The sequence below is a fragment of the Hyphomicrobium sp. genome (assembly GCF_019753045.1).
In the GTDB taxonomy this organism is placed as follows: domain Bacteria; phylum Pseudomonadota; class Alphaproteobacteria; order Rhizobiales; family Hyphomicrobiaceae; genus Hyphomicrobium_B.
This window is the reverse complement of the sequence record NZ_JAIELN010000010.1, coordinates 180,472-203,508: the sequence shown is the minus strand read 5'-3', so window position 1 is coordinate 203,508 and position 23,037 is coordinate 180,472. Positions and strand designations below refer to the sequence as shown.

Sequence of the window (23,037 nt, the reverse complement as noted above, 5' to 3'; positions counted from 1 at the left end):
ACGTGTGATGCGCGTCACGAACGCAACGAGCAAAGCGGCATCGAGCGCAAAGCAAACTAGCATTCCAACGATATGAAGCCTGAAGAGGTCGCCGAAGCCTTCCGGCACGGCAAGCGGCCGGTAATCGACGGTCAGAAACACGAAGCTTGCGCACGTTGCCGCGACCACGGCCCACGTCGAACGCCTATCGAGCGACACGGCGGCAAGCGTCACCTGCAGGAGATAGAGGAACGTGAACGGGTTGGTCGCGCCGCCGCTGAAGTAGAGCAGCGCAGTCAAGGCCGCGACATCGAACAGCAGCGCACCGAGCAGACCGGCGTCTCCGACATCCCGGCCGTTCCTGAGCCAGGCAAGGCTTGCGAGATTGAGTGCGATAAGGGCCGCGATGATCACGGCCATCGGCAAAAGCGGAAGACTGATGCCAAGGACGAGCTGCACGAAAACGATCGTCGCGACCTGCCCGGCGACGGCGATCCAGCGAAGCTGAATCAGCAGCAGCATGTTCTGGGTTGCGGCAGGATCGCCGGCCAGCGGAGCGCCAGAAACATTCCGGACAACGCCGCCCGCAACATCTTCGCTTCCAGAGCCGGAGACTATCTCAGTGCGGCCCAGCATGTCGCGCTAAGTCCTATGTCGCTCCGGCGGCGGAACAGACCCATCCGCCATGGAAGTTCCGGTCTTACCGTTGGCCTCAGATACCTGAGCGGCCTCGCGAATGCGAATTTCCTCGCGCGCGACCCGGACCATTGCCACCGCGAGCATCAACGCCAGCGTGAACCAAGTCAACGCATAGACCAGGTGATTGTTATGGAAGGTAACCACGGTCAAGCCGCCGACAGGGAATCCGCCGGGGTTTGGCGTTGCATCCGCATCGATGAAATAGGGCGCAACATTGGTTAGGCCCCGCGCGGACGCGATCTCTTCCACATCGCGGGAAAACCATCGGTTCGCAGCCGGATTGTTGCTCCGCAGAAAGGCGCCCTTGGGCTCGGTCAGACGAAGTAGACCCGTCACCGTCACGTTGCCGTCAGGCTCACCGGCGCCGCGCGATGCCGGGTCCCGGCGATCCGGCGGCACGAACCCGCGATTGACGAGAACGGTGAAGCCATCCTTGGTCTCGAACGGCACGACGACCCAATAGCCCGCGCCGTTGTTCGTCACGGCGGTCACGAGCGTTTCACGATCGTTGCGGAAATGACCTGTGGCGGTGACCCGTCGATATTCGTCGGTCTTCGCGTCGATCGATGTCCAGTCGGAAGGACCAGGTGCGGCCGCCGGCTGAGAGTGAATCCGGTTCTCGACGCGTTCGATGAGATCGAGCTTCCACGCGCGGCGTTCGACCTGCCAAACCCCGAGCGACAACAGACCGGCGAAGCCGAGAAGTCCTATGATGCCGAGTACGGCAAGAGAAAAGGCCGAACGCGGACGCTCCGCGCGCCCGCCATCCGGTCCTTCGTCCTCTATACCCCCGCGCCCCTTGGCGTCGGCATTCACGGCAGCTGGCTCGGATCCATGCCCGGCATCATGTTCGCATTCATATGATACATGACCCACAGCGAGCCGCTCAGCGTGATCACCACCATGACGACGGTGAAGATCAATGCCATCATGGTCCAGCCGCTCTCGGAACTCGGCGTCATGTGCAGGAAGTAGATCATGTGCACGACGATCTGGATCGCGCCGAGCACCAGGATCGCGACCGTCGTCGCGTCCTTGTTGCCGAGCGTGCCCGACATAACGAGCCAAAACGGAATGGCCGTCAGGATGACCGAGAGCACGAAGCCGATCATATACCCCTTGAAGGTCGACTCGGGATGCCCGCTGTCGTGACCGTGCGAATCGTGGCCGCCATGGCCGTGCGCGCTGTGCGTACCCGTGCTCATCGGAGCACTCCCATCAAATAGACGAAGGTGAAGACGCCGATCCACACGACGTCGAGGAAGTGCCAGAACATGCTGAGGCACAGAAGGCGCCGCTTGTTGGCTTCGATCAGGCCGAACTTCCACACCTGCACGATCAGCGTGATCATCCAGATGATGCCGAAGGTGACGTGCAGGCCGTGCGTACCGACAAGCGTGAAGAACGACGAGAGGAACGCGCTACGCTGCGGCGTGGCACCCTCGTGGATCATATGGGCGAACTCGTAGAGTTCGATGCTGAGGAAGGCGGCGCCGAAGAGACCCGTCACCACGAGCCAGAGCAGCATCGCGTTCTGGTTCTTCTTCTGCATCTCGAGCACGGCAAAGCCGTAGGTGATCGACGACAGCAGCAGCATCGACGTGTTCAACGCGACGAGCGGCAGGTCGAAAAGCTCTTTCGGCGAAGGCCCGGCTGCATAGTTGGCGCCGAGTACGCCGTAAGTCGCGAACAGCACCGCAAACACGAGGCAGTCGCTCATCAGATAGAGCCAGAAGCCGAGCATGGTGCTCGAACCTTCCGGATGGTCATGCTCGTCGGCGACGTGGAAGACCGGAGCCTCTTTCGTCCCGGCAAGAGCTGTGCTCGCCGCTGTTGTCGTCGTCATCGATTATGCCCGTGCGGTCTGAAGGAGCTGCGTACGCGCACGCTCGGTTTCAACGACTTTCTCTCGCGGAATGTAGAAGCTGCGATGGTAGTTGAACGTGTGGCCGATCGCAGTCCCGATAAGCCCCAAGAACCCGACGATCGCCAGCCACCAGATCTGCCAGATCAAAGCGAAGGCCACGAGCGCACTGAGACCGGCGAGGATGATGCCTGCACTCGTGTTGCTCGGCATGTGGATCGCCTTGAAGCCATCGGCCGGACGCTGATAACCGCGCTTCTTCATATCCCACCACGCATCGTTGTCGTGGATCACCGGAGTGAAGGCGAAGTTGTAGACAGGCGGCGGCGACGACGTCGACCACTCAAGCGTGCGGCCGTTCCACGGATCGCCCGTCCAATCGCGCAGCTTCTCGCGGTTCTTGATGCTGACCGCGATCTGGATCAGGAAGCAGGCGATGCCGATCGCGATCATGGCCGCGCCGAGGGCGGCGATGATGAACCAGATCTGGAGCGACGGATCGTCGAACACCCGCAGGCGGCGAGTGACGCCCATGAAGCCGAGGACGTACAGCGGCATGAAAGCGAACCAGAAGCCGATGACCCAGAACCAGAATGACATCTTGCCCCAGAACGGATCGAGCTTGAAGCCGAACGCCTTCGGGAACCAGTAGGTGATGCCGGCGAACATGCCGAACACCACGCCGCCGATGATGACGTTATGGAAGTGCGCGATCAGGAAGAGGCTGTTGTGGAGCACGAAGTCAGCCGGCGGAACTGCAAGAAGCACACCGGTCATGCCGCCGATGACGAAGGTCAGCATGAACGCGATCGTCCACATCATGGGGACTTCGAAGCGGATTCGGCCCCGGTACATCGTGAAAAGCCAGTTGAAGATCTTCGCGCCCGTCGGGATCGAGATGATCATCGTCGTGATGCCGAAGAACGAGTTGACGCTCGCGCCGGAGCCCATCGTGAAGAAGTGGTGCAACCAGACGAGATACGACAGGATGGTGATGACGACCGTCGCGTAGACCATCGACGTATAGCCGAAGAGCTTCTTGCCGCTGAAGGTCGACGTCACCTCAGAGAAAACGCCGAATGCTGGCAGAACAAGGATGTAGACCTCCGGATGGCCCCATATCCAGATGAGGTTCACGTACATCATGGCGTTGCCGCCGAAGTCGCTCGTGAAGAAGTTCGTACCGGCATAGCGGTCGAGCGAGAGGAGCGCGAGAACGCCGGTCAGCACGGGGAACGCGGCGACGATGAGTACGTTGGTGCAGAGCGCCGTCCACGTGAAGACCGGCATCTTCATCAGGGTCATGCCCGGAGCGCGCATCTTCACGATGGTGGCGATGAGGTTCACGCCGGATAGCAGCGTCCCGACGCCTGCCACCTGTAGCGACCATATGTAATAATCGACACCGACATCCGGACTATAAGCGATGTTCGAGAGCGGCGGATACGCAAGCCAGCCTGTGCGCGCGAACTCGCCGATGAACAGCGAAGCCATCACCAGAGCCGCGCCGGCCGCGGTCATCCAGAAGCTGAAGTTGTTGAGGAACGGGAAGGCGACGTCGCGCGCGCCGATCTGCAGCGGCACTACGTAGTTCATCAAACCCGTCACGAGCGGCATCGCCACGAAGAAGATCATGATCACGCCGTGCGCGGTGAAGATCTGATCGAAATGGTGAGCCGGCAGATAGCCTTCCGAGCCGTTGAAGGCCATGGCCTGTTGGACGCGCATCATGATGGCGTCGGCAAAGCCACGAAGCAGCATCACAAGGGCGAGCACGACGTACATGATGCCGATGCGCTTATGATCGATGCTCGTGAACCACTCTTTCCAGAGGTAGCCCCAAAGCTTGAAATACGTCAGCGCGCCGACCATGGCCACGCCGCCGATGGCGACAGCGGCGAATGTCGCGACGAGAATCGGCTCATGAAGCGGCAACGCTTCTAGGGTCAGCCGTCCGAAGATGGCCTTCATGAGTTCAGGGTTATCAAACATCGTTGTATTCGTTCCCGGTCAGGAGTTTGACGGTCGCGGTGCGAAGGATTGGAACGTCGCGGCCGGCTTCGGCAGACCCGCACCCAGAAGGGGCGTAGAGCTCACCGGCGTCACTTGCACGTCCATCATGTCGGCACCCATCGGAGCATCTGTGGTGCAGACGCTTGCTACGTAGGTCTTCGCCAGGATCGGCGCTGAGCCGCGTCGGGCGGATTTGTCGTATTCAATACTCTGAACCAGATTGACGCCCGCAAGTCCGAGGCCGCCCTTGGCGTCTATGGCCGCCATTTCGTGCATGCACATTTTGCCGGGCTGGACGCAGAGATTGACGATCAGTTGAAAGAGTTGCTGATCAACGCTTGCATATTTCCTGACAGCGACGCCTTCGCTCGGCTTTTCGAGCTCGAGGTATTCGGTGCGCCCGAGATTGCCGCCGGTCGCCTTGATGTCCGAAACCCATTTCGCGAAATCGGCTTCGCTTCTGGCAAGGAAATCGAAGCGCATCTTCGAGAAGCCGTCGCCGCTGTAGTTCGCCGAAAAGCCTTTGAAGTCGCCGGGCTTGTTGATGACGGCGTTAAGCTGCGTCTGCATGCCCGGCATCGCATAGATCATGCCTGCAAGCGCCGGCACGTAGAAGGCGTTCATCACCGACGACGCCGAGATGCGGAAATGAATCGGCTGGTCGACAGGCGCTGCCATCTGGTTGACGGTCGCGATACCATAATCCGGATAGATGAAGAGCCACTTCCAATCGAGCGCGACGACCTCAACTTTGAGAGGCTTCACCTCGTGCGCCACGGCTTGGCCGGGGGCTGTGCGGCCCAAGGGGCGGAAGGGATCGAGCAAGTGCGTCGCCATCCACGTGATGGCGCCAAGGCAGATGATTATGAGCAGCGGAGCCGCCCAGATCACGAGCTCGAGATGGGTGGAGTGATCCCAGTCGGGATCGTAAGGTACCGACGTGTTAGACTGGCGATATCGCCAAGCGAAAAACACAATCAGCGCCATCACCGGAATGACGATGAACAACATCAGCACGGTGGAGATGATCACAAGATCGCGCTGTTGGATGGCGACGTCGCCAGCGGGGTTCAACACGATTGCGTTGCAGCCGCCCAGCAAAGCGAGGAGCGGTAGAAGGGCAAAATTCCGAAATAGCTTCAAGGCGGTCCGCGTCCCATCGACAGAGCTTCCTCGGTCTCTCCGCTAAACTTGCAGAGCTTTGAGTGACATTGGACAATTTGCCCAACGCCAGTTGGCCGCAGGATTAATTGCTGCTCAAAATCGCTGACGATGCGAAATTTTTGCCCAGCCGAACGATGCTTTCGTCGCCGCGAACTTTTGGTTCAAAATTGCGACGATCGCGTCCGGATGCTTCGTTCTTACGCTGCGTAGTTTTTGTGCTGGAAGCAAACAACACAGGATGAGTTCAGGCGTCCGTTGTCAGGACTCTGACATCCGATGCGCAGCAAGGATGCGAAACTACTTCTCGTTCGTCTTCGCGTCTGTCCGGCCCGTAGCTCGCCTTAGCGCGAGATCGCGAGCGCGCTCTTGAAACTCGGGATGCTTCGCAAACGACGCACGAAGCGTCTTCCATCCAGCAGCCAGTTGCTCGGCGAGTAGGACGTCTTCGTCACTGACAGCGGACGGACGATATTGCGCGGCATGTTTCAAAGCGTTGGCCTGACGCTCCGTTTCCGCGATGTGCTTTACGGACTCGGCCAGCTTATTGTCGATTTCTGACATGGGAGAATACTCCTCCGTCGATTCAACCGCCGAAGAGGCCCCAGGTTGCATCGGAGGTAACGTGTCGCGACGATTTCAGAACCATACGTCATTGGAAGCGCGTACCGCCGAGCGCAGGCACAGGGATGCTCCCGAGCGGTGGCGCGTCGCCGGAAGCATGCCGGAAGCATGAATGTGACAACGGCGTCCGACCTACCGTGAAGGTCGAACGCCGCTGAAAAGAACGGGAAATACCGGGAAGACGGTGTGGCCGCGAAAGCCCTCTTATGCCGCCCGCGTCGACAACCGGCGCAGCTCGCTGACGAGCGTGTCGGCCCTGCGCTTCGCAGAATCGTCCTTCGCCGCCAGGAGTTCCGCTTCCGCCGTCTTAAGCTCTTCCGCCATTGTGGCAGCCGAAACGTCGTCGAGGTCGTAAGCCGTCTCGGCGAGAACCGTCAGCCGCGACGGGTCGACTTCGACGAAGCCAGACTTGACGAACAGACGCTTGTGCACGCTGCCCGCCGTTACGTCGAGCACGCCCGGACGCAGCGTCGAGATAACCGGCGCGTGTCCGGCGAGAACGGCGAAATCGCCGTCGTCACCCGGCACGACAACCTGATCGGCGTCGACCGAAAGCAACACCCGCTCGGGCGAGACGAGTTCAAACCTGAATGTGCCTGCCATTTTAGTTCGTCACCCTTCGAACGCTTCGCTCAACCCTGAGGCGGTTCATCTTCGCCGTCGCCCTCGGCGCCGGCCTTGGCCCTGACTTCTTCCGGAGTTTGCAGCTTGGTGCCGCAAAACGGGCAGAAGAACAATGGATGGTCGACGAGACCCGGCTCGTCTTCCTCGAGGTCCACCAACCCGACGGTCATGTAGATGACCCCGTCGTCGCCGACGGTGATCAGTGGCTCGAAATCGCCGCCTTCGAGAGCTTCTTTCAGCTCTTCGCAGCAGCTTCCGAACGTCTTTCCGGCTTCCGCCATGAACGTATCTCTCCTGGCGGCGCGTTCGCGCGGACATAGCCGCGCGAAACCGCTCGGCCTGTGTTTATGCCGCTTCCGCGAGCTTCTCTGCCTTCGCGATCGCTTCGTCGATCGAGCCGACCATGTAGAATGCGGGCTCCGGCAGGTGATCGTATTCGCCGTTGCAGAGGCCCTTGAAGGCCTTGATCGTATCCTCGAGCGAAACGAGCTTGCCGGGCGAACCGGTGAACACTTCGGCCACGTGGAACGGCTGCGACATGAAACGCTCGATCTTACGAGCGCGTGCGACGGTCAGCTTGTCCTCTTCCGACAGCTCGTCCATGCCGAGAATTGCGATGATGTCCTGCAGCGACTTGTACTTCTGCAGAATGGCCTGAACCCGGCGAGCGACCTGATAGTGCTCTTCGCCGACGATGCGCGGGTCGAGCATGCGCGAGGTCGAGTCGAGCGGATCGACTGCGGGGTAGATGCCCTTTTCGGCGATCGAACGCGAAAGAACCGTCGTCGCGTCAAGATGGGCGAACGATGCGGCAGGCGCCGGATCGGTCAAGTCGTCGGCCGGAACGTAAATGGCCTGAACCGAGGTGATCGAACCCTTGTTCGTCGTGGTGATGCGTTCTTGCAGCGCGCCCATGTCGGTCGCGAGCGTCGGCTGATAGCCCACAGCCGAAGGAATACGGCCGAGAAGCGCTGACACTTCCGAGCCCGCCTGCGTGAAGCGGAAAATGTTGTCGACGAAGAACAGAACGTCCTGACCCTGGTCGCGGAAGTGCTCAGCAACCGTCAGACCCGAAAGCGCGACGCGAGCGCGAGCGCCCGGCGGCTCGTTCATCTGACTGTACACGAGTGCGCACTTCGAACCGGCAGCGGAACCCTTGTTCTTCTTCGGGTCGATGTTCACCTTCGACTCGATCATTTCGTAATAGAGGTCGTTACCCTCACGCGTACGCTCGCCGACGCCGGCGAACACCGAGTAGCCACCGTGGGCCTTAGCGACGTTATTGATCAATTCCATGATCAAAACCGTCTTGCCGACGCCGGCGCCGCCGAACAGGCCGATCTTGCCGCCCTTGGCGTAAGGCGCGAGAAGGTCAACGACCTTGATGCCCGTGACGAGAATCTGCGCTTCCGTCGCCTGATCTTCGAAGGTCGGCGAAGGCTGGTGGATAGCGCGAAGGGCGCTCGTCTTGATCGGGCCCGCCTCGTCGACCGGCTCGCCGATGACGTTCATAATGCGGCCGAGCGTTTCGTCGCCAACCGGCACCGAGATCGGCGATCCCGTGTCCGTGACTTCCTGACCGCGGACGAGACCTTCCGTCGAGTCCATGGCGATGGTGCGAACCGTGTTCTCGCCCAAGTGCTGCGCGACTTCGAGAACGAGGCGGTTGCCGTGGTTCGTCGTCTCGAGTGCGTTCAAAATTTCCGGCAGCTGACCGTCGAAATGCACGTCAACGACGGCACCCGTCACCTGGTGAATCTTCCCTACGTTTTTAGCCATTTTTCTTCTCCAACGGATTTGATCAGGCGACGGACAGCGTCACCGGGATGTTGTTGCGCGTCGCCTTGGAATAGGGACAGATCTGATGGGCGTCTTCGATCAGTGCCTGCAGCTTATCCTTGTCGGCGCCGGGAATCGAAAGCGTGAGATGCGCCTTGAGAGCGAAGCTCGTCGCATCCTTGTCGAGTGTCACTTCGCACGTGACCTTCGCTGCCTGACCGTCGAGCCCGTGCTTCTTGGCGAGCAGCAGCACTGCCTGACCGAAGCACGACGACCAACCGAGAGCGAAAAGCTGCTCCGGGTTATGGCCCTCGCCCGACCCGCCGAGATCCTTCGGCAGCGCCATCGCCAACGCCAGCTTGCCATCTTCGACAACCGCGCGGCCGTCTCGGCCACCCTTCGTCGTTGCACGCGTCACATAAGCCATCGCTCAGCCTCCGGATCAGACTGCTTCTGCGCCAGAAATGATCTCGATCAGTTCCTTCGTGATGTTCGCCTGACGCTGGCGGTTGTACTTGATCGTAAGCTTGTTGATCATGTCGCCGGCGTTACGGGTCGCATTGTCCATGGCCGTCATCTGCGAACCATAGAACGATGCCGAATTCTCAAGAAGCCCGCGGAAGATCTGCGTCGAGATGTTCCGCGAAAGCAGGAAGCCCAGAACCTCTTCCTCGCTCGGCTCGTATTCATGAACCGCAGCCGCGGCGCCCTTGGCTGCTGCTCCGCCCGGCGCCTCTGAGACCGTTGCCGGGATAAGCTGCAAAGCCGTCGGCTTCTGCGTGATGACCGATTTGAATTCCGAGAAGTAGAGTGTGGCGATATCGAATTCGCCTGCCTCGAACATCTCGAGGACGCGCTTTGCAAGGCCCTCGGCGTGCGAGAACGTCAACTGCCGAACGCCCTGGAAGTCCTTGCGCTCGACGATGTTCCGGCCGAGATCGCGACGCAGGTTGTCCGCGCCCTTGCGGCCGACGGTCAGGATTTTGACCGTCTTGCCGTTCGCGATCAGCCGATTGGCGTCGGCACGCGCAAGCTTCGCAATATTCGAGTTGAAGCCGCCGCACAGGCCGCGCTCGGCTGTCATGACGATGAGAAGGTGAACCTGGTCCTTGCCCGTACCGACGAGCAGGGGTGAAGCACCATTCTTGTCGGCGACCTTCGATGCGAGGCTGCCGAGCACCTCGGCCATCCGCTCAGCGTAGGGCCGAGCGGCCGTTGCCGCCTCTTGCGCGCGGCGCAGCTTCGCCGCGGCGACCATCTGCATCGCCTTCGTAATCTTCCGCGTCGCCTTCACCGAGGCGATGCGGTTGCGCATATCTTTTAAGCTCGCCATCGGGCGTTCTCCTCAAGGAACCCGATTAAGCTGCAAAGCCCTTGGCAAACTTGTCGAGGAACTCGACGAGTTTCTTCTCGGTGTCAGCCGACAAGGCCTTCTCTTTGGCGACCGTGTCGAGGATCGTCTTCTCAGACCGAAGTCCGGCGAGAACGCCCTGCTCGAACTTGCCGACAGCCGAAACCGGAATGCTATCGAGGTAACCGCGCGTACCGGCGAAGATCACCGCAACCTGCTCTTCCATCTTGAGCGGCGAGAACTGCGGCTGCTTCAGAAGCTCGGTCAGACGGGCGCCACGTGCGAGCAAACGCTGCGTCGCGGCATCGAGATCCGAACCGAACTGCGCGAACGCCGCCATTTCGCGGTACTGCGCGAGCTCACCTTTGATCTTGCCGGCGACCTGCTTCATCGCCTTCGTCTGTGCCGACGAGCCGACGCGCGACACCGAAAGACCGACGTTCACGGCCGGACGGATGCCCTGATAGAAGAGATCGGATTCAAGGAAGATCTGGCCGTCGGTGATCGAGATGACGTTCGTCGGAATGTAGGCCGACACGTCGTTCGCCTGCGTTTCGATGACCGGAAGAGCCGTCAGCGAGCCATTGCCGGCTGCATCGCCGAGCTTAGCGGCGCGTTCCAGAAGACGAGAGTGGAGATAGAAAACGTCGCCCGGATAAGCTTCACGGCCCGGCGGACGGCGAAGAAGAAGCGACATCTGACGATAGGCGACAGCCTGCTTGGAAAGATCGTCATAGGCGATAACGGCGTGCATGCCATTGTCGCGGAAGTACTCGCCCATCGTGCAGCCCGTGAACGGAGCCAGGTACTGCATGGGAGCCGGATCCGACGCGGTCGCAGCGACCACGATCGAGTACTCGAGTGCGCCGCGCTCTTCGAGCGTCTTGACGAACTGAGCGACGGTCGACCGCTTCTGTCCGACGGCGACGTAGACGCAATAGAGCTTCGCGCTCTCGTCCTTGCCGGCGTTCAACGGCTTCTGGTTGAGGAAGGTATCGAGAATGACGGCGGTTTTGCCGGTCTGGCGGTCGCCGATGACGAGTTCGCGCTGGCCGCGGCCGATCGGGATGAGCGAGTCGATCGCCTTGAGGCCCGTTGCCATCGGCTCATGCACCGACTTGCGCGGCAGGATGCCCGGCGCCTTGACGTCAACGCGCATCTTCTTGTCCGACTTGATCGGACCCTTACCGTCGATCGGGTTGCCGAGACCGTCGACAACGCGGCCGAGAAGGCCCTTGCCGACCGGAACTTCGACGATGGCGCCAGTCCGCTTTACGGTGTCGCCTTCCTTGATCGTACGGTCGTCGCCGAAAATAACGACGCCGACGTTATCGGCTTCGAGGTTCAGCGCCATGCCGCGAATGGCGCCGGGGAACTCGACCATTTCGCCGGCCTGAACGTTGTCGAGGCCATAGACGCGGGCGATGCCGTCGCCGACCGACAGCACGGTGCCGATCTCCGACACCTCGGCATCCTTGCCGAAGTTTTTGATCTGATCCTTGAGGATCGACGAAATTTCTGCGGCCCGGATTTCCATTGAAACCTCTTCCCTGGTCGTTTCCATTACGGAGCCTGGTGCGGCCCCTTGTTCAAATTTCTTAAGCCCCGGCCGGCGCACGCGCCGTCCAGCGCTAGTCGGCCGTGTCGCTTACGCTCCGGCTCCGTTCAACGCCACCTTCAGGTTCTGAAGCTTGGTCTTGAGCGATGAATCGATCATGCGACTGCCGACCTTGACGATGAGACCGCCAAGGATGCTCGGATCGACGCGCGTCTGAAGCGTCACGTCCTTGCCGACCGAAGCCTTGAGCGTCTCCTTCAAGGAGGCGATCTGCGAATCATTGAGAGCGAACGCGCTCGTCACCTCAGCGCCGATTTCACCGCGAGCTTTCGCTGCGAGCGCGCGATAGGCCTTGATGATGTCCTGAATGACGAACAGACGGCGATTGGCCGTCACGAGCTTCAAGAAGTTTGCTGTGAGGCCGCCGATGCCGGCCTTCTCCAGAATTGCACTCACCGCCCGGCTCTGATCGTCCGCCGCGATGACGGGGCTGCGAACGAGGCGCACGAGATCCGCGCTTTCGTCCAGAAGCCCTTGAAATTTTACGAGATCGCTCTCGATTTCAGCGGTCTTGGAACTTTCGTTCGCAAGATCGAACAGAGCCGACGCGTAGCGCCCGGCCACCCCTTCAACGATTGTATCGTTCGTTGCCACGTCGCTCTCACCGTCGCGCCTAAGGCGCATAGAGGGCTGGGCATGAAAAGCCCGGAATTCCGCCCGCTCCAAGGAAAGGCCTTTGACAAAAGAAGAGCGTACGTAGCCGGTACCTGCCAGCCGCCCCCTTTCAAAGCCGGGCTGTCCTTAACATGCACTCCCAAACGCTTCAACCATGCGCCAAGAGGGCGCGTTGCCGCATAACAAGGCTTGGACAAGCCAAAAATCCGGCGTTTGGCTGTGACGGCTCGTGAAAGCCGCTGTGATCTCGGCGAATGCTGAACGGAGACCGTGTATGCCGTTCAAACTGCGTTCAGGCTGGCTGGATTATGAATATGGAGTGTGCCGCGCGCCTAAGCGGCCCGCGCCTGCATGTTTGCGTCATACGTCAGACGTCCCAAAGACTTTAGGGCCCGCTACGGCGGGCCCTTTTTTATAGCGCGTCGCGCATGATGATCGGGAAGCGCCACGGCACGACAAAAACCAGATCGAAACCAACATCATGGGTCTGATACTGGGGATTGCGCGCAAGCCAAAGATCGGCCGCCCGCCGCACGCGCCGGCGCATCGTCAGCGTAATCGCATCTTCAGCGTCAGCCACGGTTGGACGCCGTTTGACCTCGATGAACGCCACCCGGTTTTTCCGGATCGCAATAAGGTCGATCTCCCCAACGGGCGTTTTGAACCGCCGCCCGAGAATGCGGTGTCCCGTCGCCAGATAGAGGGCCGCAACGATCGTTTCCGCCCTGAGCCCGCTATGGTGCCGCCTGCGCCGCTCCCACCTTTGCCTGAATTCGTCGTTGACATTCGAATTCATCACCGGCCCCCCTTCGACTTGATGCCGAGCCCGTAAACCCGCGCTTTGGGAACTCCGAATTCATCCGCCAGTGCCCGGGCGGCGTCTTTCAGGCTCATGACCGCAAGCGCATCGGCGAGGCGAGCACCAAGCGTTTCGTCGCTGACGGCCTGAGCCTGCTGAGGGCCGACGACAATGACGACCTCGCCCTTGAGATCCTCTGTTGCAGCGTCCGCGAGCTCCGCCAAGCTCCCGCGCCCGATCTCTTCGTGCAACTTCGTCAATTCGCGAGCAACCACCGCCTGGCGGTCGCCGAGAAGCCCCGCCATATCGCCAAGCGTTTCCGCGACCCGGTGAGGCGCTTCATAGAAAACAAGGCTCCCGGGTATCGGCGATAGCTCCGACAATCGGGTCCGCCGTGCCGCCTGCTTTGCCGGTAGAAAACCCGCAAAGAAGAATGCGTCCGTGGGCAAGCCGCTCGCGGTCAAAGCCGCCAACAGAGCTGAAGGGCCGGGAACTGGAATGACGGGGACGCCAGCCGCCGCAGCCGCGCGAACGAGCTTGAATCCGGGATCGGAAAGAAGCGGCGTTCCGGCATCCGAAATGACGGCAATGCGCTTGCCGGATTCGAGCTCTGCGATCGCCCGCTCTATTTCGCGGTCTTCGTTATGATCGTGAAACGGCCGCGTGCGCGCCGTGATGGAATAATGCTGGAGCAGCTTCGCGGAATGCCGCGTGTCCTCGCAATAAATAACATCCGCACGCGCAAGCACGCCGAGCGCGCGGAGCGTGATGTCACCAAGATTGCCGATCGGCGTCGCAACTAAATAGAGCCCCGGCGCCAGCGGCTCGGACAAAAGGCGCGCAATCGCATCCTGGGCGCGGGCAGCCGGACGCGAACCAGGAACGGCCTCCAACTCAGCCTGCAAAGATCTTTGCTCGTCAGACACCAATGTCGTCCTAAATCCCGGCGCACCGGATAACCATCAATACCGATATGAGGCGAGCCGTCAAAAGACCCCACATGGGAATGTAAAGGATCTGCAGCCCCACGCCTAAGCGCTAAAGGCTTAACGGAATACCGGAAATGAGGACGAGAATAATTGCGGCGAACGCGACGCGCTAGGCGGCAATCGCATTGCCCATTGTCGGCCGCGGTGACGACGGAGGTGCAATTCCGAGCACATGGACAGTCGCCCGGCGGCGCCGTCCACCAACATCCATGACGGCCGACAGCTCATCGACCAAAGACGTCAAAGCATACTGGGCAAGATCGAGCTGCAGAGTTGCTGAAGCATGGCAACGCGTCGCCTCCTCGGCCCGAGACGCAGCCCCGGTGATGATGCCGCTGATGTGGCCCCACTGGTCCGAGATCGTCAGCCGCCGGGGCTCGATCTGCTGTGACCCAACCTGCCGCGGCATTTCCTTCGCCGGGGAACGCGTGAGCTGCGAGCAAACAAAATTGAAAATCGGCGCCGCCGCCATGGAAATAGCGGCCCAAACATTGGCGACCCTGATTTTCGGTGTATCTGCCATAGATACCAGAATCCGGATATTAGATTAGAGAATAATTAAAGCTGGAATGATTTGGGAAAAGTTACAAGCATTAGTCTCGGTAAATATGTATTTATTTTTACGATTGGGAGAATAAATATCGAAATGCGCCGATTGTGGCCCCGAGAATCGCAGGGCGAAATACGAATCAATATTAACGCCGCCCCCTATCAAACCCGCCTTATCCAGATGGCCTTTAATCGACAGCCGCAAAGCGGCTGGAACAGCCGCCGCTGAATCACTGAATCAACTGAAGATGACGCGACGAATATCGTCCGCGGTCGCACCTTCCTGGCGAAGTACCCGCAAACCCATATCCTGATTTGACTTTGAGAGCTTGAGCCCGTTCGACCACTTGATGAGCCGATGATGCGAGTAGACGGGTTCCGGCAAATCCAAGAGCTCCTGCAGAAGCCGCTGCAAATCGGTTGCCGCTAGCAGGTCCTGTCCGCGCGTCACGTGCGTCACGCCCTGACGCGCGTCATCGACGACGACGGAAAGATGGTAGCTTGCCGGTACGTCCTTGCGAACGATAACCGCGTCGCCCCAACGCTGCGGATCGGCGGTCATTGTTTGCTGCGTGCCGTCCTCCGCGACCTCGACGAACGTGAGCGGCGCGTCTCCGCGTTTGGCCTTCAGCGCCTTGAGCGCTGCTTCCATATTGAGACGCAACGCTGGCGACTCTCCCGCCGCCATCCGTGCTCCGACCTGCTCGGCTGACGCTCCGCGCCAGAGCCCGGGATAACGTGGCGATCCATCGGGATCGGTCTTTTCCTGATCTGCAGCAGCTGCTGAGATTTCGCTGCGCGTCGCAAAGCAGGGATAAAGAAGTCCCATTTGAATGAGCCGGTCCGCAGCCGCGAGATATTCGGAAAAATGCTCCGATTGCACGAGGACGGGCTCTTCCCAAGTAAGGCCGAGCCAATTCAGATCCTCGAAGATAGCGGTCACGAACTCCGGACGCCGCCGCTCGATATCGATGTCCTCGATCCGGAGCAGGAAGCGACCGCCGTTCTTGCGCGCGACGTCGTGGGCGATAATGGCGGAGAGCGCATGGCCAACGTGCAAGAGCCCGTTGGGCGAGGGCGCAAAACGAGTGACGGAAGACATCAGTCGCAAGAGCCCGTTCGGCCCGCTCCCGGCGTATACGTCCGCGCAACCGCCTCGACGACGCGGTCGTATGTTTTTCGTTCACTGGTCGGATAAAGCATGGCCCAACTATTTATGAGTTTGCCGCCGCACGTAAAGCTGACGCGTTGATAAAACGTTTCGCCGTTGCGATCTCCCGATAACACGAACCAGCGCGCCTTCACCGGCGCGTAGTCGATCTTCGCGGTCGCATACTGGTCGGAAATCAGGAATTGGCGATAGTCCTCTAAAGACTGGCGATCTGCATTTTCGAATGCCCCGACAAGTAACTTGGCCTTGCCGTCCTTCGACAAGTAGACACCACCCTCATCGGTCTTCGGTTGATCGCTCTTCTGCGTGAAAATATTGTCGGGGTAGGCAATGGCAAAACCGTGACGCTCATTGATGACAGTGACCCAGCTGTCTTGCCAAGATCGTGCATCGGCTTGCGAAACGCCGCTTACATATAAAATTGCGGCAAATAGGATTCGAGCTATTCTTGCCATTCTTACGCACTCCCAGCACGCGAGACGCATCAAAAAACCCGGCTTCGCTCTTTAAGCGCAACTCTGGAGCAAAGGTTTGGCCGCGCAACGATATCCGACCGTGACGACCGAGCGCCAGCTCAAAGCTGCTGCTGCGAAACTCGCGCAGCAATGCAAAGTCATGTCGCTCATATTCAAACGCACGGGAACACCGCCGATACGAAATTTTCCTGCCGGTTTTGCAGGGCTCGCCAAAATCGTCGTCGGCCAACAGCTTTCGGCACAGAGCGCCGCCGCGATATGGTCTCGCGTGGAGGGAGCATTGTTGCCCTTCACGCCTGAAGCGATGCTGTCGCGAAGCGACGACGATCTAAAAAATCTCGGCCTCTCGAACGGGAAGATACGGACGCTTAAAGCGCTTTCGCACGCAGTGCTCGAAGACGGTCTCGATTTCCCGACGCTCAATGCTGCCGACGAGCAAATCATCGTCGAACGGCTCACATCCATTCACGGCATTGGTCCGTGGACCGCCGACATCTATCTTCTCTTTGTATTGGCTAGGCGGGATGCCTTCGCGCCTGGCGATCTCGCTCTTCAGCTCGCGGTTCAACACCACTTCAAGCTTGCAGCGCGCCCGACGTCCGATGAACTCGAGGAAATCGCCGAACGCTGGCGCCCCGCACGCGCCGTTGCCGCGCGCCTCCTCTGGGCCGATTACGCATTTGCCCGCCGCGCTCTTCTGGGGAAACCCGCAAAGCCGATTGTCACAAAAACGTACAAGATATTGAAATAAAGCTCGAAATTAGCCGCCGCGACACATCCGACCGAATGCTTCACAGAATTGATATGCGCGGCTAGTATCCCCGCGTTCAAGTGGGGCCAAAAACGCGATTCGGCGGATCTAAACCGCGAGGTTTGCGCGACGTGAATGCTCACGTGACATTACCGGACAATTGTCCGGCTCTTGTACTGAACGCCGACTTCCGGCCGCTCAGCTACTATCCCCTGTCGCTCTGGAGCTGGCAGGATACTGTAAAAGCGGTCTTCCTCGACCGCGTGAACATCGTCTCCGAATACGAGAGATACGTCCGAAGCCCGTCGTTCGAGCTTAAGCTTCCGAGTGTCGTGTCCCTGAAGACGTACGTGAAGCCCGCGCTGTATCCGGCTTTCACACGATTCAATGTTTTCCTGCGCGACCGCTTCAGCTGCCAGTATTGCGGCGACAAGAGCGACCTGACGTTCGATCACTTGATCCCGCGCTCGCGCGGCGGACAAACGCGATGGGACAACGTCGTCACCGCGTGCGCACCATGCAATCTCAAGAAGGGTGGTTTGATGCCGAGGGCGGCGGGCATGTTCCCCGCTCACGAACCCTATCGGCCGACCGTCTTCGAACTGCATCGCAACGGTCGGCTATTCCCGCCGAACTATCTGCACGAAAGCTGGCTCGATTATCTCTACTGGGATACCGAACTCGAACCGTAGGCTCGTGCCGCCTACAAGCCCGTACTAAGCGGCGTGCTTTATCGGATGCGCGCAAAGCTCTGCGGCGATCAGATCGACGACGCGTTCCCAATTGGCGCCAGCCTCAGCATGAAGCCCGAACGCGAGAAGCGCATCGGTCGGCGCGCCACCATCCCGGAAAATTCGTGCGCACTGCTCGCGGCTGACAGCCACGGCCTGATGCCACTGAATGGGACTGAGATAATCTGGAACAGACGGGGTCATCTGGGCGAACTCCGCAAAAAAACGTTCTTCGAGGAACGATTCCCGAGGTTTGGCCGTTCCAAATGGCGGCAGACACACAGAGCGCCCTGACATCACTACGCGAGACCTTGTCACATGATGTCTCGATTGAGGGCTAACTCGATCACGCTCCGTGCGTCTGCCAGCTCGTTGGAAAGCCAGCTGCTCTCCGAAATCCTTTTGTCCAACGCCTTACAATTCGACACGCACGCGAACGCAACGGTCAGGCTACTGGGGCAATCGCAACTTCGCGACGGCGGCTGAAAGAGCGGCGCTCCGCATGACGGTCAGCGCAACATCTCCAATCGGACGCCAAGCCCAATCTTCTGCATTCGCACTCACCCACGGATCGGCACAAGGGCCGTCGTCGGAAGTGCGGGCGAACCGCCGGGACATACGCGACGACGAGGTTGTCGAGGCGGCTCGCCTGAGATTTTTGAACGCACCGGACAGAACCTCTTTCGGGGTCTGGCCGCACTCGAACTCAACGCTACGCAACGAACGCTTACGAAACGCAACAACGCCACGCTTACTCAAATCCGGAGCGGAGACAGGCTCAGTTGAACGAGTGATATCTGTTCCGAGCAAGCCACTCGAAAAACGCAACGCATACGCCACAGAGAAGGCTCCCTACGCTTTACCGATATCCACACAATCCAACTCGTTCGTGTCCCGCGAACGAAGCAAGAATAGCCGTCACATTCGGGCAACGGGAAGGCACGATTCTGTCTCTGGGATGAAATTCAAACTTTGTTTGCTTGACAGTATCGATGAGGCAACGAAATCAACGTTTTTCCGCGCCACGACATTTGTGGACAAGAGTCAGAGATCGGTGGCGGTCGTCTCGTAGCTCTGCTCGCGAGCAGCCAAAGCGGCGGCGAATGAGATCATCATTAGGAAAAACGACGCGACGGCATTCCACCCGGCGAAGGATATGCCGAGAAAGCGCAAAGACGCCTCATCGCACTTGATGACGTGGATGTTCTCAATCTCGCTCAAGAGATTGCCGGCCGACGTCGCCAATGATTGCCCGCCACCGCATGCCGCCGGTCCCGGCCAGAATTTCCACTCGGCGCCTGCGTGGTAGATGCCGAGCACAGTATTCGCCAGAAACGCGAGCCCGACGATCAGAAAGAGCGCGGCGGCAAACCGGCGATGGCCGCCAGCCGTCAGCACCAGCGCGATGAACAGCAGCGGGATGGCCGCATAATAGGCGTAGCGCTCGATCAGGCAGAGCATGCACGGCACATAGCCGCCGATATATTGAAATCCGAGCGCAGCCGCGATCGTCGCAATCGACAGGAAAAGCGCGAGCGCGCCCAGCTGGTAATCCGTCCCTCGCGCAATTCGCTCGCCAAACGCCATGATCGAGATCCGAACTAGAAGATGTACCGAACCGCCACGAACCCGCCGATGAGCAGCACGAGAAATGCCGTGGTCACCAGCGCAAGCCGGCCCTCGATAAAGGAGCGGATAGGCTCACCGAAGAAATATAAGAGACCGGCGACGAGATAGAAGCGCATGGCGCGGGCAACGATGCTTGCGCCGACGAACGCCAGGATATCCATCTTGCCGACACCCGCCGCGATGGTCACGACCTTGTAAGGGATCGGCGTCATGCCTTTGACGATGACGGCGGTGACGCCGTACTCCTGAACGAAGGTCTGGAAGGCGTCGAGCGCGTGTTCGCGTCCGTAGAACTTCAGAATGGGTGCGCCGACGGCGTCATAAAGGTAATAGCCGATTGCGTATCCGAGCAATCCGCCGACAACGGAGGCGACGGTTGCGATCGTCGCGTACCACCACGCCTTCCGCGGCTGGCTGAGCACCATCGGGATGAGCATGATGTCGGGAGGAATGGGGAAGAACGAGCTTTCCGCGAACGAGACGCCCGCAAGCGCCCACGGCGCCCGCGCGCTGGCCGCCATCCGCATCGTCCAATCGTAAATTCCCCGAAGCATCTTCGCTGATTAACCGGCGCTTCGAAGGTTGTCTACGCGTTCCGGCGATTGAAAACTTTTTGAAAGCTTTGCGACAACCGCGTTAAGCACGAGACGGCCCTGAGGCGTCACGCGAATTCGATCGGGACCGGGCGCAACCGTTTCAGGCCGCAACCCCGGGCCTGCGCAGGCGACGATGTCGTCCAGCTCGTTTCGGCGCCAGTTTCCCGAAGTGTCAGGCGCCCGGTCAACAGCCGACGGAAGGTCGACTGCGGACTGAAGCAGGCCGAGATCTTCGAGTTCTGTGATGACCGGCCGGGAAGGGCGGGCGCCGCCAAGCGCCGCCAGCCGGCCGAGATCGATACCCTCGCTGAGGCGTAGACCCATCAGGAGCATTTCATCCGCCTGCTCCTCGCGCGCAAGCGCGGTCATCTCGGTGAAGCCGTGACCCGCCTCCTCGACCCGGGCAGCCCAGGCTTCCGGGTTGCGTTCGGCGACCGTCGCCGTGCGGGTGTTGCCGATGAGAATGCGGCCATGCGCGCCGGGGCCCACGCCCGCGTATTCGCCGTAGCGCCAATAGAGGAGGTTGTGCCGGCTCTCCGAACCGGGCCGCGCGTAGTTCGAAACCTCATATGCCGCGAGCCCGCGCTCGCCCGTCATCTCTTCCGTAATTTCGTAGAGCGCGCTCGCGTCATGATCATCCGGAATGATCAGCTTCCCCGCAGCATAGAGCGCAGCGTACGGAGTATCTGGCTCGATCGTCAGCTGATAGAGCGACAGGTGATCACCCGCGAGATCGAGAGCTTCTCGAAGCTCCGCGCGCCAAGCCTCAGCCGTCTGACCAGGACGCGCGTAAATGAGATCGAATGAGAACCGCTCGAATGTTCCGCGCGCAATCTCGAGCGCAGCCTTGGCTTCCGCAACGCTATGAATACGACCGAGCTTGCGTAGCTCCTGATCGTTCAACGACTGCACGCCGACTGAAACGCGATTGACGCCCGCTTCCCGAAACCCGCGAAAACGGCCGGCTTCGACGCTGCCCGGATTAGCCTCGAGCGTAATCTCGGCGTCCGGCGCAATGCCCCAGCGCTTCGCGATATGCTCGATGATCGACGCAACAGTATGCGCCTGCATCAGCGACGGCGTTCCCCCGCCGAAGAAGATACTCGTAACTGTGCGCGAACCTATGCGTTCGGCGACCCAATCGATCTCGCGTTTATACGCTTCGAGAAAGCGCGCCTCGTCCCAACCACCGAAACGCACGTGACTATTGAAATCGCAATAGGGGCACTTCTGGGCGCAGAACGGCCAGTGCACATAAACGCCGAATGTCTGACCCACATCAGTCATGACTGCTCGCGGCCAACATGGCCTTGGACAACTGCCGCCACGCCGGTTCCTCGCTCGCCGGCATCCTCCCGAGCGCACGCGCCAAAGCATCGAGATAGGATTCAAGCGTCGCGTTTTTCCAGTCCTGCCGGTGTGCAGCAAGATCGTCTTTCAAACGCTCGATAAAAGCCGCCGCCTCGACGCGCGTCGAAAGACTGGCGGCAGCCGCCGAAAATGCGGCGATGTCCCGCGTCTCGGCTTCATCTGACGCCGCCCCGGGCGAAATTTCGTCGAGCATCGCGGCTTTGAAGGCGGCGAACGCGCGCGTCCGGTGCGAGATCGCATATTTTTCTTCCGGCTTCATCTCGCCGAACGTCCGCGTATCCCCCTTGGGTACGAACATCGGATCGTAGCCGAAGCCGTTCCCACCGCGCGGCGGCCAAACAAGATTTCCGAAGACCTTGCCCTCGAAAGTTTTGACGTCGCCGTTCGGCCAGGCAAGACAAAGGACGGAGATGAAGTTGGCGCGCGGACCGCTGCCGTTCCAGCCGTCGCGGCCCGTGATTTCGTCAGCGACCTTCTTCATCGCGAGCCCGAAGTCCTTGCCGGATCCCGCCCAGCGCGCCGAATAGATGCCCGGAGCACCGTCGAGACAATCGACCTCGAGACCGGAATCGTCCGCGAGCGCCGGCAATCCCGATCCCTGCGCCGCAGCGACGGCCTTGAGCCGCGCATTGCCTTCGAACGTCGTCTCGGTCTCCTCGGGCTCCGCCAGACCAAGCTCGCCCGCCGATACGGCATCGAGCCCATAGGGATGAATGAGCTGGTTGATTTCCCACACCTTGCCCGGATTGTGGCTCGCGACGACGAGTCGCGTACCTTTAGAAAGCCGCATCATGCAATTCCCCAAATACGCGGCTCGGCGATCTCGAGACAGTTACCCGCCGGATCGCGGAAATAGATCGACCTTCCCCCGCGCGGCCACTCGAAGTCAGCCTCGATAGACACGCCGAGGCTTTCAAGTTTCTTCAGCCACTGCTCGATGTCTTCGCCCGACGCACCAAAGCAAACGTGTCCCTCACCCTCCGCACCATGCGGGGGCACAGGAAGCGACGCATTGGCGGTTGGAAATTGCGTCGCGTCAGGATTGAAAATCAGCAGCATCTGGTCTCCGCAGCGATAAAATATGTGGCGCCCCGGCTCCACGGCGAACGGCTCCAATCCAAGTGCGCGTCGATAGAAATCCTCGATCCGCGCAAGATCGGGAGCGTAAAGAACCGTTTCAAGAATTCTCAGCGGCGTGGGGGAGGAGTTCAGATCGACGCCCATAGGAACAATCCAACGCTGAGCGCGCCGAGCGCGCTTCGAACACTGTGCAGCCTCCCCCACCTCTCGACAAGCGCGCGTGTATTTTCGTCAGCGCTCTCGATGGGCGTTGCTTCAAGCTTCTTATTAACGGGCATGATCACAAAAAGAGTAAACGGCCAATTGGCAACGAGCGCCACCGCGCCCGCGAGCCAGAGCCACTGTCCCGTGACGAGCCATTCGAGCGTGCCGAGGACGAACCCGATCACTGCGAGCGAGGCCTGCATCAACAGACCTCGCGCATAGCTCGGCTTCCATTCAGCGAGCATGGCCTGGTTATCGAGTTCGAGCCGCGCCGGCTGTTCCGCCCAACTGACGTAAATAGCCGCGCCCGTGAAGAGCGCGGCGACGACGAGCGTGAGCTCTCCGAACATGGCTCTCACCTTTG

27 protein-coding genes and 1 pseudogene are annotated in these 23,037 nt (G+C 60.1%); 2 read left to right on the top strand and 26 right to left on the bottom strand.

Features of this window, described 5'->3' with window-relative positions:
• From K2Q04_RS13290 to K2Q04_RS13200, 19 genes and pseudogenes are all read right to left on the bottom strand, one after another.
• Window positions 1-501, bottom strand: a pseudogene (locus K2Q04_RS13290) (sensor histidine kinase); the annotation flags it as partial.
• Between the two features lie 120 nt (window positions 502-621).
• Window positions 622-1,392: an SURF1 family protein gene (locus K2Q04_RS13285; RefSeq protein WP_291164542.1), complete on the bottom strand. Its 771-nt coding sequence runs from the start codon at window positions 1,390-1,392 to the stop codon at window positions 622-624.
• 98 nt (window positions 1,393-1,490) lie between these two features.
• Window positions 1,491-1,883 (bottom strand): cytochrome o ubiquinol oxidase subunit IV, encoded by a 393-nt coding sequence (gene cyoD / locus K2Q04_RS13280; protein WP_291164511.1) that lies wholly within the window; start codon window positions 1,881-1,883, stop codon window positions 1,491-1,493.
• Window positions 1,880-2,524, bottom strand: coding sequence for a cytochrome o ubiquinol oxidase subunit III (gene cyoC / locus K2Q04_RS13275; protein ID WP_291164508.1), 645 nt, complete (start codon window positions 2,522-2,524; stop codon window positions 1,880-1,882). The genes cyoD and cyoC overlap by 4 nt, the downstream gene beginning before the upstream one ends.
• Window positions 2,525-2,527: 3 nt before the next feature.
• Window positions 2,528-4,534, bottom strand: coding sequence for a cytochrome o ubiquinol oxidase subunit I (cyoB, locus tag K2Q04_RS13270; RefSeq protein WP_291164505.1), 2,007 nt, complete (start codon window positions 4,532-4,534; stop codon window positions 2,528-2,530).
• Window positions 4,535-4,552: 18 nt separating this feature from the next.
• Complete coding sequence (cyoA, locus tag K2Q04_RS13265; protein ID WP_291164502.1) at window positions 4,553-5,698, bottom strand: ubiquinol oxidase subunit II; 1,146 nt, start codon at window positions 5,696-5,698, stop codon at window positions 4,553-4,555.
• 318 nt (window positions 5,699-6,016) lie between these two features.
• Window positions 6,017-6,280 carry a hypothetical protein gene (locus K2Q04_RS13260; RefSeq protein ID WP_291164499.1) on the bottom strand — a complete coding sequence of 88 codons (264 nt, stop codon included), beginning with the start codon at window positions 6,278-6,280 and terminating at the stop codon, window positions 6,017-6,019.
• A gap of 264 nt (window positions 6,281-6,544) precedes the next feature.
• Window positions 6,545-6,943, bottom strand: coding sequence for a F0F1 ATP synthase subunit epsilon (locus K2Q04_RS13255; RefSeq protein WP_291164497.1), 399 nt, complete (start codon window positions 6,941-6,943; stop codon window positions 6,545-6,547).
• A 29-nt stretch (window positions 6,944-6,972) separates the two neighbouring features.
• Complete coding sequence (locus tag K2Q04_RS13250) at window positions 6,973-7,245, bottom strand: hypothetical protein (RefSeq protein WP_092869174.1); 273 nt, start codon at window positions 7,243-7,245, stop codon at window positions 6,973-6,975.
• Window positions 7,246-7,309: 64 nt separating this feature from the next.
• Window positions 7,310-8,743, bottom strand: a complete 1,434-nt coding sequence (gene atpD / locus K2Q04_RS13245; protein ID WP_291164492.1) for a F0F1 ATP synthase subunit beta — start codon at window positions 8,741-8,743, stop codon at window positions 7,310-7,312.
• A gap of 22 nt (window positions 8,744-8,765) precedes the next feature.
• A complete protein-coding gene (locus K2Q04_RS13240; RefSeq protein ID WP_291164489.1) occupies window positions 8,766-9,170 on the bottom strand; it encodes an organic hydroperoxide resistance protein in 405 nt (134 codons plus the stop codon).
• 15 nt (window positions 9,171-9,185) lie between these two features.
• Window positions 9,186-10,076: a F0F1 ATP synthase subunit gamma gene (locus tag K2Q04_RS13235; protein ID WP_291164486.1), complete on the bottom strand. Its 891-nt coding sequence runs from the start codon at window positions 10,074-10,076 to the stop codon at window positions 9,186-9,188.
• Window positions 10,077-10,101: 25 nt separating this feature from the next.
• Window positions 10,102-11,631, bottom strand: coding sequence for a F0F1 ATP synthase subunit alpha (atpA, locus tag K2Q04_RS13230; protein ID WP_291164483.1), 1,530 nt, complete (start codon window positions 11,629-11,631; stop codon window positions 10,102-10,104).
• A gap of 111 nt (window positions 11,632-11,742) precedes the next feature.
• A complete protein-coding gene (locus tag K2Q04_RS13225; RefSeq protein ID WP_291164480.1) occupies window positions 11,743-12,336 on the bottom strand; it encodes a F0F1 ATP synthase subunit delta in 594 nt (197 codons plus the stop codon).
• 403 nt (window positions 12,337-12,739) lie between these two features.
• On the bottom strand, window positions 12,740-13,123 hold the full coding sequence (locus K2Q04_RS13220) for a YraN family protein (RefSeq protein WP_291164477.1): 384 nt from the start codon (window positions 13,121-13,123) through the stop codon (window positions 12,740-12,742).
• Complete coding sequence (rsmI, locus tag K2Q04_RS13215; RefSeq protein WP_291164474.1) at window positions 13,123-14,052, bottom strand: 16S rRNA (cytidine(1402)-2'-O)-methyltransferase; 930 nt, start codon at window positions 14,050-14,052, stop codon at window positions 13,123-13,125. Before rsmI ends, K2Q04_RS13220 begins: the two co-directional genes overlap by 1 nt.
• A gap of 172 nt (window positions 14,053-14,224) precedes the next feature.
• Window positions 14,225-14,638 (bottom strand): hypothetical protein, encoded by a 414-nt coding sequence (locus tag K2Q04_RS13210; RefSeq protein WP_291164471.1) that lies wholly within the window; start codon window positions 14,636-14,638, stop codon window positions 14,225-14,227.
• A gap of 264 nt (window positions 14,639-14,902) precedes the next feature.
• Window positions 14,903-15,766, bottom strand: a complete 864-nt coding sequence (gluQRS, locus tag K2Q04_RS13205) for a tRNA glutamyl-Q(34) synthetase GluQRS (RefSeq protein WP_291164469.1) — start codon at window positions 15,764-15,766, stop codon at window positions 14,903-14,905.
• The gene (locus K2Q04_RS13200; RefSeq protein WP_291164467.1) at window positions 15,766-16,290 is read right to left on the bottom strand and encodes a hypothetical protein; all 525 of its coding nucleotides are present in this window, start codon (window positions 16,288-16,290) and stop codon (window positions 15,766-15,768) included. Before K2Q04_RS13200 ends, gluQRS begins: the two co-directional genes overlap by 1 nt.
• A 76-nt stretch (window positions 16,291-16,366) precedes the next feature.
• On the opposite strand from K2Q04_RS13200, the gene K2Q04_RS13195 reads away from it, so the two are divergent.
• The gene (locus tag K2Q04_RS13195; RefSeq protein WP_291164464.1) at window positions 16,367-17,062 is read left to right on the top strand and encodes a DNA-3-methyladenine glycosylase 2 family protein; all 696 of its coding nucleotides are present in this window, start codon (window positions 16,367-16,369) and stop codon (window positions 17,060-17,062) included.
• 131 nt (window positions 17,063-17,193) lie between these two features.
• Window positions 17,194-17,754, top strand: a complete 561-nt coding sequence (locus tag K2Q04_RS13190; RefSeq protein ID WP_291164461.1) for an HNH endonuclease — start codon at window positions 17,194-17,196, stop codon at window positions 17,752-17,754.
• Between the two features lie 24 nt (window positions 17,755-17,778).
• On the opposite strand, the gene K2Q04_RS13185 is transcribed toward K2Q04_RS13190, so the two are convergent.
• The 7 genes from K2Q04_RS13185 to K2Q04_RS13155 form a co-directional block, all read right to left on the bottom strand.
• Entirely contained in the window at window positions 17,779-17,997 is a 219-nt protein-coding gene (locus tag K2Q04_RS13185; protein ID WP_291164458.1) for a hypothetical protein, read from the bottom strand.
• Between the two features lie 840 nt (window positions 17,998-18,837).
• Window positions 18,838-19,380 carry a disulfide bond formation protein B gene (locus tag K2Q04_RS13180; RefSeq protein ID WP_291164455.1) on the bottom strand — a complete coding sequence of 181 codons (543 nt, stop codon included), beginning with the start codon at window positions 19,378-19,380 and terminating at the stop codon, window positions 18,838-18,840.
• 14 nt (window positions 19,381-19,394) lie between these two features.
• Window positions 19,395-19,976: a YqaA family protein gene (locus K2Q04_RS13175; RefSeq protein WP_291164453.1), complete on the bottom strand. Its 582-nt coding sequence runs from the start codon at window positions 19,974-19,976 to the stop codon at window positions 19,395-19,397.
• Window positions 19,977-19,985: 9 nt separating this feature from the next.
• Window positions 19,986-21,305, bottom strand: a complete 1,320-nt coding sequence (gene hemW / locus K2Q04_RS13170) for a radical SAM family heme chaperone HemW (protein ID WP_291164449.1) — start codon at window positions 21,303-21,305, stop codon at window positions 19,986-19,988.
• Window positions 21,298-22,182: an RdgB/HAM1 family non-canonical purine NTP pyrophosphatase gene (gene rdgB, locus K2Q04_RS13165; protein WP_291164446.1), complete on the bottom strand. Its 885-nt coding sequence runs from the start codon at window positions 22,180-22,182 to the stop codon at window positions 21,298-21,300. The genes hemW and rdgB overlap by 8 nt, the downstream gene beginning before the upstream one ends.
• Window positions 22,179-22,613: a VOC family protein gene (locus tag K2Q04_RS13160; protein WP_291164443.1), complete on the bottom strand. Its 435-nt coding sequence runs from the start codon at window positions 22,611-22,613 to the stop codon at window positions 22,179-22,181. Before K2Q04_RS13160 ends, rdgB begins: the two co-directional genes overlap by 4 nt.
• A complete protein-coding gene (locus K2Q04_RS13155) occupies window positions 22,598-23,023 on the bottom strand; it encodes a DUF1772 domain-containing protein (protein WP_291164440.1) in 426 nt (141 codons plus the stop codon). The genes K2Q04_RS13160 and K2Q04_RS13155 overlap by 16 nt, the downstream gene beginning before the upstream one ends.
• Window positions 23,024-23,037 lie beyond the last annotated feature (14 nt).

Excerpts from the sequence above, each read along its gene's own strand:
- cyoD (WP_291164511.1), bottom strand. The coding sequence starts at position 1,883 with ATGAGCACGGGTACGCACAGCGCGCACGGCCATGGCGGCCACGATTCG.
- cyoC (WP_291164508.1), bottom strand. The coding sequence starts at position 2,524 with ATGACGACGACAACAGCGGCGAGCACAGCTCTTGCCGGGACGAAAGAG.
- cyoB (WP_291164505.1), bottom strand. The coding sequence starts at position 4,534 with ATGTTTGATAACCCTGAACTCATGAAGGCCATCTTCGGACGGCTGACC.
- K2Q04_RS13260 (WP_291164499.1), bottom strand. The coding sequence starts at position 6,280 with ATGTCAGAAATCGACAATAAGCTGGCCGAGTCCGTAAAGCACATCGCG.
- K2Q04_RS13255 (WP_291164497.1), bottom strand. The coding sequence starts at position 6,943 with ATGGCAGGCACATTCAGGTTTGAACTCGTCTCGCCCGAGCGGGTGTTG.
- K2Q04_RS13250 (WP_092869174.1), bottom strand. The coding sequence starts at position 7,245 with ATGGCGGAAGCCGGAAAGACGTTCGGAAGCTGCTGCGAAGAGCTGAAA.
- atpD (WP_291164492.1), bottom strand. The coding sequence starts at position 8,743 with ATGGCTAAAAACGTAGGGAAGATTCACCAGGTGACGGGTGCCGTCGTT.
- K2Q04_RS13240 (WP_291164489.1), bottom strand. The coding sequence starts at position 9,170 with ATGGCTTATGTGACGCGTGCAACGACGAAGGGTGGCCGAGACGGCCGC.
- K2Q04_RS13235 (WP_291164486.1), bottom strand. The coding sequence starts at position 10,076 with ATGGCGAGCTTAAAAGATATGCGCAACCGCATCGCCTCGGTGAAGGCG.
- atpA (WP_291164483.1), bottom strand. The coding sequence starts at position 11,631 with ATGGAAATCCGGGCCGCAGAAATTTCGTCGATCCTCAAGGATCAGATC.
- K2Q04_RS13225 (WP_291164480.1), bottom strand. The coding sequence starts at position 12,336 with ATGCGCCTTAGGCGCGACGGTGAGAGCGACGTGGCAACGAACGATACA.
- K2Q04_RS13220 (WP_291164477.1), bottom strand. The coding sequence starts at position 13,123 with ATGAATTCGAATGTCAACGACGAATTCAGGCAAAGGTGGGAGCGGCGC.
- K2Q04_RS13210 (WP_291164471.1), bottom strand. The coding sequence starts at position 14,638 with ATGGCAGATACACCGAAAATCAGGGTCGCCAATGTTTGGGCCGCTATT.
- gluQRS (WP_291164469.1), bottom strand. The coding sequence starts at position 15,766 with ATGTCTTCCGTCACTCGTTTTGCGCCCTCGCCCAACGGGCTCTTGCAC.
- K2Q04_RS13200 (WP_291164467.1), bottom strand. The coding sequence starts at position 16,290 with ATGGCAAGAATAGCTCGAATCCTATTTGCCGCAATTTTATATGTAAGC.
- K2Q04_RS13185 (WP_291164458.1), bottom strand. The coding sequence starts at position 17,997 with ATGACCCCGTCTGTTCCAGATTATCTCAGTCCCATTCAGTGGCATCAG.
- K2Q04_RS13180 (WP_291164455.1), bottom strand. The coding sequence starts at position 19,380 with ATGGCGTTTGGCGAGCGAATTGCGCGAGGGACGGATTACCAGCTGGGC.
- K2Q04_RS13175 (WP_291164453.1), bottom strand. The coding sequence starts at position 19,976 with ATGCTTCGGGGAATTTACGATTGGACGATGCGGATGGCGGCCAGCGCG.
- hemW (WP_291164449.1), bottom strand. The coding sequence starts at position 21,305 with ATGACTGATGTGGGTCAGACATTCGGCGTTTATGTGCACTGGCCGTTC.
- rdgB (WP_291164446.1), bottom strand. The coding sequence starts at position 22,182 with ATGATGCGGCTTTCTAAAGGTACGCGACTCGTCGTCGCGAGCCACAAT.
- K2Q04_RS13160 (WP_291164443.1), bottom strand. The coding sequence starts at position 22,613 with ATGGGCGTCGATCTGAACTCCTCCCCCACGCCGCTGAGAATTCTTGAA.
- K2Q04_RS13155 (WP_291164440.1), bottom strand. The coding sequence starts at position 23,023 with ATGTTCGGAGAGCTCACGCTCGTCGTCGCCGCGCTCTTCACGGGCGCG.